Annotated in this window: 10 protein-coding genes; 3 read left to right on the top strand and 7 right to left on the bottom strand. The window is 69.6% G+C overall.

Going from position 1 to position 15,617, the window contains the following annotated elements; genetic code table 11:
• Positions 1-3 precede the first annotated feature (3 nt).
• Together ACS5Q7_RS21920 and ACS5Q7_RS21915 are read right to left on the bottom strand one after the other, a co-directional pair.
• On the bottom strand, positions 4-744 hold the full coding sequence (locus ACS5Q7_RS21920; protein WP_478341383.1) for a FadR/GntR family transcriptional regulator: 741 nt from the start codon (positions 742-744) through the stop codon (positions 4-6).
• A gap of 111 nt (positions 745-855) precedes the next feature.
• Positions 856-2,007 carry a PAS domain-containing protein gene (locus ACS5Q7_RS21915; RefSeq protein WP_478341382.1) on the bottom strand — a complete coding sequence of 384 codons (1,152 nt, stop codon included), beginning with the start codon at positions 2,005-2,007 and terminating at the stop codon, positions 856-858.
• 949 nt (positions 2,008-2,956) lie between these two features.
• Here ACS5Q7_RS21915 and ACS5Q7_RS21910 point away from each other — a divergent pair.
• Both ACS5Q7_RS21910 and ACS5Q7_RS21905 read left to right on the top strand, forming a co-directional pair.
• Positions 2,957-7,564 (top strand): beta strand repeat-containing protein, encoded by a 4,608-nt coding sequence (locus ACS5Q7_RS21910; protein WP_478341381.1) that lies wholly within the window; start codon positions 2,957-2,959, stop codon positions 7,562-7,564.
• A 163-nt stretch (positions 7,565-7,727) separates the two neighbouring features.
• Complete coding sequence (locus ACS5Q7_RS21905) at positions 7,728-8,390, top strand: invasion associated locus B family protein (protein ID WP_478341380.1); 663 nt, start codon at positions 7,728-7,730, stop codon at positions 8,388-8,390.
• 93 nt (positions 8,391-8,483) lie between these two features.
• On the opposite strand, the gene ACS5Q7_RS21900 is transcribed toward ACS5Q7_RS21905, so the two are convergent.
• From ACS5Q7_RS21900 to oxlT, 3 genes are all read right to left on the bottom strand, one after another.
• Positions 8,484-10,016, bottom strand: coding sequence for an acyl--CoA ligase (locus tag ACS5Q7_RS21900; RefSeq protein WP_478341379.1), 1,533 nt, complete (start codon positions 10,014-10,016; stop codon positions 8,484-8,486).
• Between the two features lie 18 nt (positions 10,017-10,034).
• Positions 10,035-11,042, bottom strand: coding sequence for a 2-dehydropantoate 2-reductase (locus tag ACS5Q7_RS21895; protein WP_478341378.1), 1,008 nt, complete (start codon positions 11,040-11,042; stop codon positions 10,035-10,037).
• A 94-nt stretch (positions 11,043-11,136) separates the two neighbouring features.
• Entirely contained in the window at positions 11,137-12,447 is a 1,311-nt protein-coding gene (gene oxlT, locus ACS5Q7_RS21890; RefSeq protein WP_478341377.1) for an oxalate/formate MFS antiporter, read from the bottom strand.
• A gap of 279 nt (positions 12,448-12,726) precedes the next feature.
• On the opposite strand from oxlT, the gene ACS5Q7_RS21885 reads away from it, so the two are divergent.
• Entirely contained in the window at positions 12,727-13,998 is a 1,272-nt protein-coding gene (locus tag ACS5Q7_RS21885; protein ID WP_478341376.1) for an MFS transporter, read from the top strand.
• On the opposite strand, the gene ACS5Q7_RS21880 is transcribed toward ACS5Q7_RS21885, so the two are convergent.
• Together ACS5Q7_RS21880 and ACS5Q7_RS21875 are read right to left on the bottom strand one after the other, a co-directional pair.
• Complete coding sequence (locus ACS5Q7_RS21880) at positions 13,982-15,307, bottom strand: NRAMP family divalent metal transporter (RefSeq protein ID WP_478341375.1); 1,326 nt, start codon at positions 15,305-15,307, stop codon at positions 13,982-13,984. The genes ACS5Q7_RS21885 and ACS5Q7_RS21880 overlap by 17 nt on opposite strands.
• Positions 15,304-15,567, bottom strand: coding sequence for a hypothetical protein (locus ACS5Q7_RS21875; protein ID WP_478341374.1), 264 nt, complete (start codon positions 15,565-15,567; stop codon positions 15,304-15,306). Before ACS5Q7_RS21875 ends, ACS5Q7_RS21880 begins: the two co-directional genes overlap by 4 nt.
• Positions 15,568-15,617: the final 50 nt, after the last annotated feature.

Raw genomic sequence — 15,617 nt, 5'->3', positions numbered from 1 at the left:
ACCTCAGGCCGTCTTCGACATCTCGATGTCGGCCAGGGCGAGGCGGATCAGTTCGGACATCGCCTCGCGGGCCACGCGGGGGTCGCCCGCCGCGATCGCCTCGTGCAGGGCGCGGTGCTCCGGCATCGGGTTGCGCGGCAGGGCGCGGAGGCGCTGCTTGTAGAGCGTCGTCCACGAGATGGCCGCCGCGATGGAGCTCGACAGGGACAGGAGCGGCGCATTGCGCGTCGCCTCCAGCACCGCGTGGTGGAAGGCCCGGTCCGCCGCGCGGCCCTCGGGCGCGGCGAGTCCGTGGCGGGCCATGTCGTCGAGCGCCCGGCTCATCCGCGCGAGGTCGGCCACCGTCCGGCGCTCGGCCGCCAGGGCGGCGGCGGCGGGCTCCACGATCTGCCGCAGCTCGAAGAGATCGCGGATGAAGGATTCGCTCGGCTCGGATTCGAAGGTCCAGGCCAGGACGTCGGGATCGAGCAGGTTCCAGCGGGTGCGCGCGCTGACCCGCGTGCCGATCTTCGGCTTGCTCTCCACGAGCCCCTTCGCGCTCAGGATGCGGATCGCCTCGCGATAGGCGGTGCGCGAGACGCCGAGCTGCTCGGAGAACTCGATCTCCCCCGGCAGCACGTCGCCGGGCGCATGGCGGCCGGCGAGGATCGCGATACCCAGGGTGCGGGCCACCGAGCCATGGATCCGCTGTCCGGCCGTGGCGGGGGGAAGCCCCACGCGCTCGCCGCCGCCCCCGCGTTCCACCGCCCCCTCCCCGCTTCGAAGCCAGACCCTGGAACTAAGCCGTTGATCCGCGCGAGCGCAAGGCGCGGGGGGCGTTGCGCGATGTCCGCCGCTCGTCGCCGAGGAGCGGCGTCACCGCGTCAGGGACGTATCCCGGTCGCGGTGGACGGTGATGTCGCTCGCGGGCGGCGAGGCGGCATCGGCCACGACGTGCACCGCCCCACCCCCGTCGAGGGCATGCCTGCGGATCCGCCCCGACAGGCCGGCGGGGGGCACGAAGGTCTCGCCGACCCGCAGCGCCGCCTCGTCCAGGCCGAGCCGGCTCGCCGCCCGGCCATTGACCACGCGCACCCGGCCCTGCGAATCCGTGACGACGATGCCCTGGTCGAGGGAATCGAGGGTGGCGCGCAGCAGCGCCCCCGCCTCCTCCGCCGCCTGCACCGATTGGGTGAACTCGGTGACGTCGAGGCAGATGCCGTGAATGGCGAGGAGCCTGCCGGCGGAATCGCGCTCGTCGATGCCGCGCACGCTGACATGGCGGACCTCGCCGTCCGGCCGCACGATGCGCGAGCGGTGCTCGTAGCCCCCGCGCGGCAGGCGCCCGCGCCCGTCGAGGGCGTGGAGGATGCGCCGCTCGACCTCGCCGCGGTCCTCGGGGTGATAGTAGCTGCAGTGGAGGTCGAGCGGCACCGGATCGAGGAGGGCGTTGCGGCCGAAGATCGCCGCGATGCCGGCCGACCACGCCAGCGCGCGCGAGGCGACGTCGAGGCGCCAGTGCCCGCACGAGGCGGTCTGCTCCGCGATCCGCCGGGCGGCCTGGGCCTGGGCGTGGCGGCTCTCGCTGCAGGCGAGGCACCGCTCGGCCTCCTCCGCGCGCAACGCTGCCGATGCGAGCCGCGCGGCCTCGCCAAGGCGCGTCCAGTCGGCCCCATCGGGATCGGCACGGCCGGCACCGTCGATCACGCACAGGGCGCCCGCCCAGCCGCCATCGGCCGTGTGCAGCGGAATACATGCGCAGAAGGCGGCCTCCTCGGAGAGGGCACGCAGAATCACGGGTTCCGCCCCACGCCCGAGGCCGCTGCGGAACGCCGGGCTGGCGAGGATGGCCCCGGCGCAGCGCCCGTCGAGCCCATCGAGCCCGGCGATCCGCAGACCCGCCGCCCCGTCGAGGACGGCGAAGCACGACGGCGCGCCGAGCATCGCCCTGGCGACGGCGCAGGCGGACGCGAGGAGCGCGATGCCCTCGTATGAGAAGTCAGGCGAGACGTGTACCGCGCGATTCAAGGGGCTCGATCTTTGCAAGACATGGCAGCCCGTCCGAGAGCGTCCTCGTCAATCGTTGGATCATCGCGCGAAGCAATGACGTCGGAAGGTGTATGATCCGTTTTAATCGGAACGCGCGCCAGCGGACCCGCACAACAATTGATGGCGGGCGATCCATAATTGTTTCTTACGGCGCCTCGATTGCGGCGACATCCATCGAACCGATTACTGCGAGCGTCGGCGAAGCCATCCAGGGCCGCACCGGAACGAGTCGGTTCAGCCGGCCTTCTCCAAGTCTTCCCCTCATCCTGAGGTGCGGCGAAGCCGCCTCGAAGGAGGGCTCCAGGGATCGCGCGGCAGGCCGGAGCCCTCCTTCGAGGCCCGCTGACGCGGGCACCTCAGGATGAGGTGAGTGGGTGGGGCCGCCTCACTGTGATCGGTAGGCATCCAGGGCAGCGGGACGTCTTATAGGGCGGCGCGTCGCAGGATGGCTTCGCCGCGCCGGCAATGACGTCCGAAGGAGGAGGGCCGGCCTCGGGAGGTGCCCCGAATGCGGTGCGTCCTCCCTCACATGACCGCAACGTGTGCCTTTCGGGTTACACCCTTGCCGAATGACCGAAAATCAATCATGGCGGTGCGCCTTCACTGGGGCGGATTTGAAACAGTGCAGCTTATGCTTGCAATAGTAGATCTATAGTCATCTCTTAGTAGTTTATCGTAGAACTGTGCCTCCGTTGCCCGCATCGCGATCGCGTGATAGGCATTTTCTGCAACCTATTCGAACGTATACAAACTGCCGAAAATTCCGAAGACCGTCTTTCGCTATCGTTTTCGGTGATCGAGTCTGCATGTCCAGTATACAACTCGAAATAGAATAACTGAAATCATCTCTAACCGAGATCGACAAAGTCATCGCTCCATGCCGGCTCGAAAGCCTGATGGATCGCTGTGCGCCGAGGGGAACCGAGATATGAAGCCGGGTGACAGCAAGCTTACCAACGGATGGCAGCTCGGCGGCCTCACCCGCTCACAGCGGCGGCTGATGATGGCGGCCCTGCGCCGGGCGCATCAGGTGCTCGGCATGAAGCGCCGGCAGGCGGGCATCGGCGCCTTCGGCGTCACGGGCGGCGCTGCGGCACGGATCGCCATCGGCATCCTCGGCGCCGGGGCAGCCCTGAGCGGCGGGGGCCTCGTCACCCCGGCCTTTGCCGTGGATGCGACTTGCGTGCGCGCGGGCAACACCAGCTCGGCCTCCGGCACCGCAGCCGGCAACTCGACGGCGGTCGCCTGTGGAGACCAGGCGAACGCAACGGGCTCCTACACGATCGCCATCGGCTATATCGCCAACGCGTCCGCCAGCTCGGCCATCGCGCTGGGTGGCGTGGCGAACAGCGCGGACAGCCTCGCGCTCGGTAACCAGGCTTCCGCGCTCGCCATTGGAGCGATCTCGATTGGCGGAACGGGCGACTACGTCAATACCGTGATGGGAGACTACGCCATCGGCATGGGAGCCGGTGCGAGGGTCGATGCGAACTCGACCGGAGCCGTCGCCATCGGCCAAAACGCGAAAGCCTCTTACGGGTTAGGCGCGATCGCGCTCGGCCAGGGCGCGAACGCTGCCGGCACCGCCAGTACTTCGGCTTATTCGGCCATCGCCATCGGCAGGAACGCCAAGGCGAACGCCGCCTCCGCGATTGCCTTTGGTGCATTGGCGAACGGCAACGGCGCGCAGTCGATGGCCATGGGCAACGGCGCGACCGCCAGGGACGTCAGCGGCATCGCCCTGGGAACGGGGAGCAATGCCGGCACCAACGCCAGCTACGCGGTGGCCATCGGCGATAGTGCGAGGGTCTTTGGCGCCTCGGGCGCGCATGGCGACTATTCGGTGGCGCTCGGCGCCGGGTCGCGCGCGCTGTACGCGGCGCGCGGTGTCTCCGTGGGCAATAACGCACAGGTCAACAGCGATTCCGGCCAGAATTTCTCCGACGACTCTGCCGCGGTCGGCTCTCAGTCCGTTGTGACGAACTCGGCCCGCGCTATCGCGATGGGCAATTACGCGCAGGTCAGCGGCAATACAAACGTCAGTAACGGCCTCTCCGACGATTCCGTTGCGATCGGCACGTTATCCAAGGTGACGACCTCGTATCGATCCATCGCCATCGGCAAGAACGCGGAGATCGTCGGCCTTGCCGCCGCCAATACCCCCGCCGACGATGCCCTGGCGATCGGCACGTCGTCCAAGGTGGAGTACTCGCATGGCGCGATCGCCATCGGCCATGGCGCCATCGTCGACGGCTCCACGAGCACGCATTCGGAACAGGCCATCGCCATCGGCGAAAACGCGGCCGTAGCCGCAGACTCACCCTCCGCCATCGCCCTCGGCTTGAATTCCCAAGCCGGCGCGACCAATGCGATAGCGCTGGGCAAGAACGCGATTGCCGTCGGCGACTCGTCGCTGGCCTTAGGTCCGAGCACGATCGGCAACGGCTACTCGACGGTGGCCATCGGTGACAGCGCGAATGCCGGCTATGCCAACAAGAGCATCGTCATGGGCGTTGGCGCAACCGCCACCGCCACGAGCGGCGACAGCCTGTCGAATGTGATCGTGATGGGCACCGTGGCGAGGGTCGGACCCGGCGCCAGCGGATCGATCGTGATGGGCACGGGCGCGAACGTCCAGGATTACGACGCGGTCGCCATAGGTACGGGCGCCGCGATCAACGACCACGCCACCTTCGGGATAGCCATCGGACGTGACTCGTCCATCACCGGCACCGCGAACGCAAGTTCGATAGGAGCCATTGCGCTCGGCGTCTCATCGGGCGTGACCAACGGCTATGTTGCGATTGCCATCGGCGCCGGCGCGCATGTCTTGGGCGATTCGTCCAACATGACCGCCGCCTCTTCCATGGCGGTAGGCGTAGATGCCTTGGTGTCGAACGCGGCGAGCGCGATCGCCATCGGCTCCGGTGCCAGGATCAACGGCGATGCAAACACGCATTCGGACTCGGCCATTGCCATCGGTGACTCGGCGTCCGTGGTCGCGGGATCGACAGATGCCATCGCCTTCGGCAAGTCCGCCAATGCTGGCGCGAGCGGCGCGGTCGCCCTCGGCGTGAACACGATTGCCGACGGGACCAACGCGGTGGCCTTCGGCTACGGCGCGATTGCCCACGGCGACTCGTCGCTGGCCTTCGGCAACGGCGCGAATGCCGGCTATGCCAGCAGCAGCATCGTCATGGGCACCAATTCATCCGCCGGCGGCACCGTATCGGATGTCATCGTGATGGGCACCAACGCGACGGCCGGAAGCGCCGCCGGCGGCGCGATCGCCATGGGGTCGAACGCCAACGTCCAGGACAACAACGCGATCGCCATCGGTACGGTCAGCAACGTCGGCACCAACACCGGCTACGGGGTGGCCATCGGATATGCCGCGTCCGTCACCGGCACCGCGAACGTGGGTTCAGCGAGTGCGGTGGCGATCGGCACCCAAGCGTCCGTGAGCAACGCGTGGGGTGCGCTCGCAATCGGCGGCTACGCTCATGTCTCGGGTGATGCCTCCAATCCGACTGCCGCCTTCTCCACGGCGATCGGCTACCTCGCCGCGGTGTCGAACTCAGCGAGCGCGATCGCCATCGGCAACGGGGCCGCCATCGACGGCACCCCAAACTCGCATTCGGACTGGGCCATCGCCATCGGTAACGGGGCGTCCGTGCAAGCGGGATCGTCAGCGGCCGTCGCCCTCGGCTATGATGCCTTTGCCGCTGGGAGCAGCGCGGTGGCCCTGGGCTCGAACGCCTATGCCGCTGCGAGCAACGCGGTGGCCATCGGCGTGAACACCGTTGCCAAGGACGGTGAGGCGGTCGCGATCGGCTCCGGCAATTTGGCCAGCGGCAACGGCGCGGTCAGCATTGGCGATCCGAACTACGCCTCGGGTTCCGGCGCGGTCGCGATGGGCGGCAACAATATCGCCAACGGCGACGGCACGGCCACCGCCACCACCTCCAACGCCGCCCAGGGCGCCGTCGCCATCGGTTGGCACAACACCGCCGTCGGCCAGGGCTCCGTGGCCATCGGCAACCTATCCAGCGCCCTCGGCACGGGCAGCCTCGCCTTCGGCGACACCGCCAACGCCATCGTCGCCAACGGCATCGCCCTGGGCAGCGGCTCCGTCGCCTCCACCGCCGCAGGCGTCGCCGGCTACGACCCGAGCACCAAGGCCGCCTCGGCCAGTACCACCGCGACCTGGGTCGCCACCGCAGGCGCCCTCTCGATCGGCAACGGCTCCACCGTCACCCGGCAGATCACCGGCGTCGCCGCCGGCACCAACGACACCGATGCCGTCAACGTCGCCCAGCTCAAGAGCGCCATCGGCCTCATCCCCGCCAACAGCGGCTCGGGTGGCACGGGCGGTTCGGGCGGTTCGGGCTCGGGTGGCTCTGGCTCCGGCGGTTCGGGATCCGGTGGCTCTGGCTCCGGCGGTTCGGGCTCCGGCGGTTCGGGTTCGGGCAACTCCAGCGCCCCCGTCACCTACGTGAGCCCCGGCGGCACCCCGAGCAGCACCCCGACCAACACCGTCGCCTTGGCCGGTGGCACCAGCGGACCGGTGACGCTCCAGAACGTCGCCGCCGGCACCAACCCCACCGACGCCGCCAACGTCGGACAGGTCAACGCCGCGAACCGCGTGGCGGTGAAGTACACCCTCGACAACAACGGCAACCCGACCAACGCGGTCGCCTTCGCGGGCAACGGCAGCGGCACAGTGGCGCTCCAGAACGTCGCCGTCGGCACCAACCTCACCGACGCCGTCAACGTCGCCCAGTTGCGCAACGCGGTGAACGCGGTTGCGGGCGGCGGCAGCCTGGCCGCCGTCACCTATGTCAGGGACCCGATCACCGGCATGCCCACCAACACCCTCTCCCTGACCGGCGACGGCTCGGGCAGCGCGGTGAGGATCACCAACCTCGCCGCCGGCACTGCCGACGGGGATGCGGTCAACTATGGGCAGGTGAAGAACAACGTCGCCTACGACACGGACAGCAGCGGCAAGCGCACGGGGACCCTCACCCTGGGCGGCGCCAACTCAGCGCCGGTCCGGCTGGCCAACCTCGCGGCTGGCACGGCGGATACCGACGCGTCCACCATGGGACAGGTCAGGCAGGTCAAGGCGGACGCCTTCGCCTACACCGACAGCCAGGTCGCCGGGGCGCGGAGCTACACCGACAGCCAGGTCGCCGGGGCGCGGAGCTACACCGACACCCAGATCGGTGCCCTGCGGGACTACACCAACACGGCCCTCAGCAACCTCAGCGGCCAGATCCGCAACGCGCGGACCGAGGCGCAGGCTGGGATCGCGTCGGCTTCGGCGCAGTCGCAGCTCCGCTACATCGACCGGCCGGGCGTCGTGTCGATGGCGGCCGGGTTCGGCGGCTACAAGAGCGCCACCGCCTTCGCGGCCGGCGTCGGCTGGACTTCACAGGACGCGAAGTGGCGGGCCAACGCCTCGGTGGGCATCCCGCTGAACCGTGGCAACAGCCCCACCTGGGGTGTCGGCGCCGCCTTCGCCTTCGACTGAGGTCGGAGAGGTCCATCAAGGGGGATCCGGCGCGCCGCGCGCGCCGGATCCCGGCCACCACGCCCGGCGATGGGCATGACCGGTGCTGTGCCGAGGGGATATGCGCAACTTGCTTCGTCCGGTTGAGTGGGCCGCCCGCCTTCGGCGGACCAGGGCGGTCCCGATGGCGATCCCGGTTGCGCGGGCCCTGATCGCGGTGACGCTGAGCGCCGGCGCGGCACGGGCGGAATCGCTGCAACTCGCCACCCTCAGTGCCGAGGGGGCCACGATCCCGGGCGACCGGATGACGGTGATCCGGCCCTACGGGTCCTGGGTGCTGCAATGCGACCTGTCGGTGAGCCAGAACCGGCGCCTCTGCGCCGTGGAGCAGACCCTGGAACGTCCCGGTGCGGCGGCCGTGTGGCGCCTCGCCCGGACGGCCGATGATCGCAACGTTCTGGTCTGGTCGCTGCCGCCCCACCTGAACACGGCCCAGGGCCTCACGGTGAAACTCGACGGGTTCGCGACGACGGTCTCGACCTGGAACTGCCAGGTGGCCTGCATCGCCATCGTCCCGCTCTCGCCCACCCTGCAATCGCTGCTCTTCTCAGCCGCGACGGTGGAGATGGACTACGTGACCAAGGCGGGCCAGCGGATGGTGCTGGCCGGTCGGATGGACGGGTTCCGGCAGGCGATCCAGGCGGCGGCGGACGATCCGTTCGGCAAGCGCGTCCCCGTCGCGACGGCGGCGGCGGCAACCGCCCCGGCGAGCGTGAAGCCCAAGAAGCCGGCGGCCCCACCCCGCCACCCCGCCCCGGCCCCCGCCCCCGTGACGGCCGCAGAGTGAGCAGCGTTTTCCGGCGGGGGTAACGTCCGGAGGTCCGCGAGACCCAGGGGCTTCACCCCTGGACCCCACCGAAGGACCCGTCCTTCGGGATCCTCAGACCAAGCCGAGCTTCTGGGCGAGACCGATCCGCTGGAGCTTGCCGGTGGCGCCGCGCGGGATCTCCGGCAGGATGACGATCTTCGCCGGCACCTTGAACGGCGCCAGCCGCTCGGAGGCGAAGCCCCGGATTTCCTTTTCCTCCGCCGCCACGCCCTCGCGCAGGACGATGGCGGCCGCCACCTCTTCCCCGAGCTTGTCGTGCGGCAGGGCGAAGGTCACGCATTGCAGCACGGCCGGATGGTCGAGGAGGATCTCGTCGACCTCGCGCGGGCTGATCTTCTCGCCGCCGCGATTGATGATCTCCTTGAGGCGGCCGGTGATCGTCAGGAAGCCGTCTTCCGAGAGGGTGCCCTGGTCGCCGGTGCGGAACCAGCCCTGGCGGGTGAAGGCCTCGGCATTGGCCTTGTCGTTGTTCTCGTAGCCGGCCATCACGTTGGGGCCGCGAATGACGATCTCGCCGGTCTCGCCGGTCGGCAAGGGCTCGCCGTCCGAGTCGACCACCGCGATCTCCGGCCCCGCCGCGAGGCCGACCGAACCGGGGCGGTTCTTCTTCGGCGGGAGCGGGTTGCAGGCCATCTGGTGGGCGGCCTCGGTCATGCCGTAGGCCTCGATCACCGGAGCGCCGAAGGTCTCCTCCAGCTCGCGCAGCACCTGGGGCGGCAGCGAGGCGGACGAGGAGCGGATGAAGCGCAGCGGCGTCGCGGCGATGATCTCGCGGTTGCGCCCGGCGCGGCCGAGGATCGCTTGGTGCATCGTCGGCACGCCCGTGTACCAGGTGGGCTTGGCCTCCTCCATCCACGAGAAGAACTTGAGGGCGTTGAAGCCCGGCGTGCAGCAGATCTGCCCGCCCGCCGAGAGCGGCGCCAGGGTGCCGGCGATCAGCCCGTGGATGTGGAACAGCGGCATGATGTTGAGGCCGCGATCCTCCGCCGTGAAGGCGAGGCTCGTGCGGATGTGCCGGGCCGAAGCGCAGACATTGCCCTGGCTGAGGGGCACGATCTTCGGGCGCGAGGTGGTGCCGGAGGTGTGCAGCACCAGGGCGATGTCGCCCTCCTCGGCGAGGCCGCCCTGGGCGGGGGGCGCCCCGGCCTCCCCGGAGAAGGACAGGGTGAAGCTGCCCGCGCCCTGCTCGGGGGTGGGCTTCAGGCGGGCCACCGCCATGCCGAACTTCTCCGCGACGGCGACAGCCGGAGACTCGCTGCCCTCGGCCACGATCAGCAGCTTCGCCCGCAGGTCGTTGAGGTAGAATTCGAACTCATCCGCCTTGTAGGCCGGGTTCAGCGGGGCCGAGGTGGTGCCCGCCGCCACCGCGATGAAGGCGGCGGCCATCTCCGGCCCGTTCGGCAGCACGATGGCGACCCGCTCGCCCCGGCCGATGCCCCGGGCGTTGAGGTCGGCGACCGTGCGGTCGGTCAGCGCGCGCAGATGCCCGAAGGTCAGCGGCACGCCGCCGGGGCTCGTGAGGGCGGGCGCCTCGTCCGCGCCCGCGTCGATGAGATCACGAAGGGTGGTTGCGGAAGCGGGCACGTCGGTTTCCTCGGATAATCAGGCAGAGACGATGGAGAGGCGACCGTTCGCCCGTTCCAGGCTCTGCGCCAGGAGGCGCATCAGCGCGTAGACGCTGTCGATATGGGGCGTCGCCACCCCGACGAGGCGGCCGAGTTCAATCACCGAGCCGACCAGGGCTTCGAGCTCGATCGGGCGACCGGCCTCGACGTCCTGCAGCATCGAGGTCTTGTGCGCGCCGACCTTCTCGGCCCCCGCGATGCGCCGGTCGATGCCGACCCGGAAGGTGATGCCGAGCGTGTTCGCGATCTGCTCGGCCTCCTTCATCATCGCCGTGGCGAGCGCCCGCGTGTCGGGGAAGCGGCAGATGTCCTCCAGGGTTGCGTGGGCCAGCGCGGAAATCGGGTTGAAGCTGAGGTTGCCCCACAGTTTCAGCCAGATCTCGGCCCGGATGTCGCTGGTGACGGGGGCCTTGAACCCGGCCTTGGTCAGGCGCTGCGAGATGGCGAGCACGCGCTCTGACTTGGAACCGTCGAGTTCGCCGAGGCCGAAGCGGTTGCCCTCGATCACCTTCACCGTGCCGGGATCGGTGAGGACCGCCGCCGGGTAGACCACCGAGCCGATGACCCTGCGCGGGTCGAGGTGCTGCGCGATGAGCCCGCCGGGATCGGCGGTCTCCAATTGCGTGCCCTCGTAGGGGCCGCCATGGCCCCCGGTGAAGTACCACCACGGGATCCCGTTCTGCATCGTCACGACGCTGGTCTCGGGACCGATCAGGTGCTTGAGGTCGGCGGCGATGGGGCCGACCTGATGCGCCTTCACCGTGAGCAGCACGAGGTCGTGCGGCCCGGCCTCCTGCATCGAGCGGGTGGCCTTCACGGAGCGGGCGTGAAGCTCGCTCCCGTCCTCCTCGATCAGCTTGAGGCCGTCGCGGGCGATGGCCTCCGCGTTCGAGCGGGCGATGAAGGTGACGTCCTCGCCGGCTTCCGCCAGCTTGACGCCGAGATAGCCGCCGATGGCGCCGGCGCCGACGATCGCGATGCTCATGACACTTCGCTCAGGACTCTGGGACGTCTACGGGAGATTTCAGGGTACGGTAGGGGAGCGCCGCCCCGCTTGCCAGGGGGGCGGTGCTCTTGCCTCAATGGCTGCGCGCCACGAACCGCGCCCGCATCGGCTTCAGGACGAACATCGCGAGGAACGCCGCCAGGAAGGCCATGCCGGAGGCGACGTAGAACACCATCTGCCAGCTGCCGGTGTGCGTCTGGATCAGCAGGAAGACAGGCAGGAGGAGCGAGGCCGTGCCCTTGGCGGTGTAGAGCAGGCCGGCATTGGCGGTGGCCTGCCGGTCGCCGTAGGTGTCGGCGCAGGTCGAGGGGAACAGCGAGTAGATCTCGCCCCAGGCGAAGAACACGAGGCCGGTGAGCATCACGAAGGCGAAGGGGTGGTGCGCCAGCAGGCCCAGCGCCAGGATGCCGACGCCCTCGATGGTGAAGGCCAGCACCATGGTGTTCTCGCGCCCGATCCGGTCCGAGACCCAGCCGAAGAAGGGCCGCGTCACGCCGTTCAGCACCCGGTCGATGGTGAGCGCGAAGGTCAGGGCCGGCAGGGTCAGGCCGAGGATCGAGACCGGCACGCCGTCGACCTGGAAGTCACGGGCGATGGGGGCGAGGGAGGCGGTCGCCATCAGGCCGCCGGCGGCCATCAGCACGAACATCAGGTACATCAGCCAGAAGACCGGCGTGCGCACCATCTCGGACGGCCCGTATTGCCGCCGCGTGATGGCGTTGGCGACGGTGCGGCCGGCGAGCATCCGGTCCTTGTAGCCGGCGTCAGGGGCCGCGAGCAGTTGCGCGGCGATCATCACCACGATGCCCTGGCCAAGGCCGAAGACGAGGAAGGTGTGCTCGTAGCCGCTGTCGCGGATCATCGCCGCGATCGGCACGACGGTGAGTGCCGAGCCCGCGCCGAACCCGGCGGCGGTGAGGCCGGCAGCCAGGCCGCGCCGGTCGGGGAACCACTTCAGGGCGTTGCCGACGCAGGTGCCGTAGACGGCGCCCGCGCCGATGCCGCCCACGGCCGCCGCCGCGTACAGCATCGCGAGGGAATCGGCATAGGCGCTCATGGTCCAGCCGATGGCGCAGAGGGCGCCGCCGATCAGCGTCACGATCCGCGGGCCGTAGCGGTCCACGAACCAGCCCTCGATCGGCACCAGCCACGTCTCGGTGACGACGAAGATCGTGAAGGCGACCTGGATCGCCGCCTTGCCCCACTGATACTTGTCGTTGATCGGGTTCACGAACAGCGTCCAGCCGTACTGCATGTTCGCGATCATCGACATGCAGAGCACGCCGAGGGCGAGCTGACCCCACCGCCCAAGGGCGGGGGCGCGAACCCCGGCGGTGGCGAGGTCGGCGGAACCCCGCGCTGGATCTGCGGCTGGCATAGCCATGTAAGGCAGGCTCCTCTGCAACCCGAATGCTGAGCGCCAAGGTTCTAATGCAGTAAATAAACGATACAATATGCCAGTGCGGCAGATGACCGATTGTAGAGCGGCAAAATATTTAGCCGCCGCTCGGAAAAATTTGAACTGCGGCGCAGCAACCTGTGTGCGCCGCAACAGGAGCGGAGAGCAACACCGCTCTGCACCCTCCGCCGTATCGCCCCGCGCATGACGGGAGCATAAGGCGCGCGCTCGGAAACGGTTGGACGCAAGAAGGACGGACGTGAGATGGACGCGCGCAGGGTCGAGGACGCGCTGAGTGCCACCGGGCCGGTGGCGCCGATCGACGGGGCTTCGCCGGTGACGGTACCGCCGGGTCCGGCCCGCGCCGACACGACGACGACCTACGGCATCCTCGCCGCGCTCAGCCTCTCGCACCTGCTGAATGACCTGATCCAGTCGCTGGTGCCCGCGATGTACCCGCTCCTGAAGACCAGCTTCGCGCTGGATTTCGGGCAGATCGGCCTCATCACCCTCACCTTCCAGCTGACCTCTTCGCTGCTCCAGCCGGTGGTCGGCCTCTATACCGACAAGCGCCCGAGCCCGTTCTCCCTCACGGTGGGGATGGCCTGCTCGCTCCTTGGCATCGTGCTGCTGGCGAGCGCGTGGTCCTACGCCGCGCTGCTGGTCGCCGCCGGGCTCGTGGGCATGGGCTCCTCGGTGTTCCACCCGGAATCCTCGCGCATGGCGCGGGCGGCCTCCGGCGGGCGCTACGGGCTGGCGCAATCCGTGTTCCAGGTCGGCGGCAATACGGGGCAGGCGCTCGGGCCGCTGCTCGCCGCCTTCATCGTGGTGCCGAACGGCCAGCACAGCGTGATCTGGTTCTCGCTGGCCGCGCTGGCGGGCATCGGCGTGCTCGCCTGGGTCGGGCGGTGGTACCAGGCGCGCCTCGCGGCGGGCAAGCGCGGCGCGAAGGCCGGCGCGCCTGTTCAAGTCCTGCCGCGGGGGCGGATCGCGGCGACCATCGCCATCCTGATCGGGCTGATCTTCTCCAAATTCTTCTACATGGCGAGCTTCAGCTCATACTACACGTTCTACTTGATCGACCGCTTCCATGTTTCGGTGCAGACCTCGCAGCTCTGCCTGTTCGTGTTCCTCGGCGCGGTGGCGACGGGCACGCTGGTCGGCGGCCCGGTGGGCGACCGGATCGGCCGCAAGGCGGTGATCTGGGGCTCGATCCTCGGCGTGCTGCCCTTCACCCTCGCCCTGCCCTATGTCGGCTTCTGGCCGACCGTGGCGCTGACGATCCCGATCGGGATGATCCTGGCCTCGGCGATGCCGGCGATCCTCGTCTACGCGCAGGAATTGCTGCCCGGCCGGGTCGGGCTGGTGAGCGGCCTGTTCTTCGGGCTGTCCTTCGGGATGGGCGGGCTCGGCGCGGCGGTGCTCGGCGAGGTGGCGGACCATACGAGCATCGGCTTCGTCTACCGGCTCTGCGCCTTCCTGCCGGCCATCGGCCTGCTGGCGGCGTTCCTGCCGCGCATCAGGCCCGCGCGGTAGCTACCATCGCGACCACGGCGGCGCCCATGCAGGCCGTGGCGAGCCAGCCGAGGGCCCGCAGCGGCCCGCGCACGGCGAAGCGGCCCATGATGTCGCGCCGTCCGGCGGCGAGCATCATCACCGCCATGATCGGCACGGCGATGACGCCGTTGACCACGGCGCTCCAATAGAGGGCGCGGATCGGATCGACCGCGCCGAGGCTGATCGCCATGCCGATGAGGGTCGCCAGCGCCACCGTGCCGTAGTAGGCCCGCGCCTCCAGGAGGCGGCGGCCGAAGCCCACGGGCCAGCGCCGCGCCTCGCCGACCGCATAGGCCGCCGAACCGGCGAGGACGGGCACGGCGAGGAGGCCGGTGCCGACGATGCCGAGGGCGAAGATCGTGGCCGAGAACGGCCCGGCGAAGGGCTGCAGCGCCTCGGCGGCCTGGGCCGAGGTGGCGAGGTCGGTGATGCCGTGCGGATGCAGCACGGCGGCGGTCGTGACCATGATGGCGAGCGCCACGGCGTTCGAGAAGGTCATGCCGACGAGGGTATCCACCTCGATCCGGTGGAGGGCGGCGCGCCCCTGCTCCGGCGCGTGGAGCAGGTCCCTGCGTCGGGGAAAGGCGCCGAGATCCTCGGCTTCTTCCGCCGCCTGCCAGAAGAACAGGTAGGGGCTGATCGTCGTGCCGAACAGCGCCACCAGCGTCGTGAGACTCGCCCCGTCCGTTCCGAGGCGCGGCACGGCCATCGCCCGGGCGAGGTCCCACCACTCCACGTTCGCGCAGACCACCACGCCGAGATAGGCGAACAGGCTGAGGGTCAGCCATTTCAGCACGGCGACGTAGCGGGCGTATTGCAGGGCGAGCTGCATGAAGGCGCAGATCCCGGCAAAGATCAGCCCATAGAGCCAGCGCGGCCCCGGCACGAGCAGCGCGAGGGCATCGGCCATGGCGCCGAGATCGGCCCCGAGATTCAGGATGTTGGCGACGAGGAGCAGCAGCACCACGCCCTGGAGCAGGCCGTTCGGGTAATGCGCGCGCAGCACGCCGGCAATGCCGTGGCCGGTGGTGCGGCCGATCCGGGCGGCGACCATCTGCACCGCCGCCATCAGCGGCAGGGTGTAGAGCATGGTCCAGCACAGGCCGTAGCCGAGTTGCGCCCCGGCCTGGCTGTAGGTGGCGATGCCGCTCGGATCGTCGTCGGAGGCGCCGGTGATGAGGCCCGGCCCGAGCACCCGCAGGAGGCGAGGCTTGGACGAACCGACGGTCGGGCTGATCCCCTCCGGGTCGTCCGCCTCGGCCGTGGCCGCCGGCGCCGGCCCGCTCACGCGAACCGGCCCAGGCCCAAGCCCAGACCCAAGCCCGCCTGAACGCCCGGCCTGCGGGCCGGCATCTCGATCACCTCGCAGCTGTCGGCCCGCATCCGCCAATCGGCGATGCCGGCGGCCTCGCAGAACATCGCCTTGGCGGCAAAGGCGGCCGAGACGTCGGAGCGGGCGGTGACGAGGACCCGCTCCTGCACGGCACGCCGGTCGTGCCCCGTCGAATCGGGGACCACCTTGTGGAACGACACGAGGTATTGGCGCATGGATCGGCTCCGCTCTCGGACGGGCCATCCTCCCTCATGAAAGGAGGACT

This window comes from Methylobacterium sp. Gmos3 (assembly GCF_056430985.1).
The sequence above is the reverse complement of the archived record's forward strand: the minus strand, read 5'-3'. Positions and strand labels throughout refer to the sequence as shown.

Coding starts and splice junctions, on each gene's coding strand:
- ACS5Q7_RS21895 (WP_478341378.1), bottom strand. CDS start 11,042: ATGAGCATCGCGATCGTCGGCGCCGGCGCCATCGGCGGCTATCTCGGC.
- ACS5Q7_RS21885 (WP_478341376.1), top strand. CDS start 12,727: ATGGACGCGCGCAGGGTCGAGGACGCGCTGAGTGCCACCGGGCCGGTG.
- ACS5Q7_RS21905 (WP_478341380.1), top strand. CDS start 7,728: ATGGCGATCCCGGTTGCGCGGGCCCTGATCGCGGTGACGCTGAGCGCC.
- ACS5Q7_RS21910 (WP_478341381.1), top strand. CDS start 2,957: ATGAAGCCGGGTGACAGCAAGCTTACCAACGGATGGCAGCTCGGCGGC.
- oxlT (WP_478341377.1), bottom strand. CDS start 12,447: ATGGCTATGCCAGCCGCAGATCCAGCGCGGGGTTCCGCCGACCTCGCC.
- ACS5Q7_RS21875 (WP_478341374.1), bottom strand. CDS start 15,567: ATGCGCCAATACCTCGTGTCGTTCCACAAGGTGGTCCCCGATTCGACG.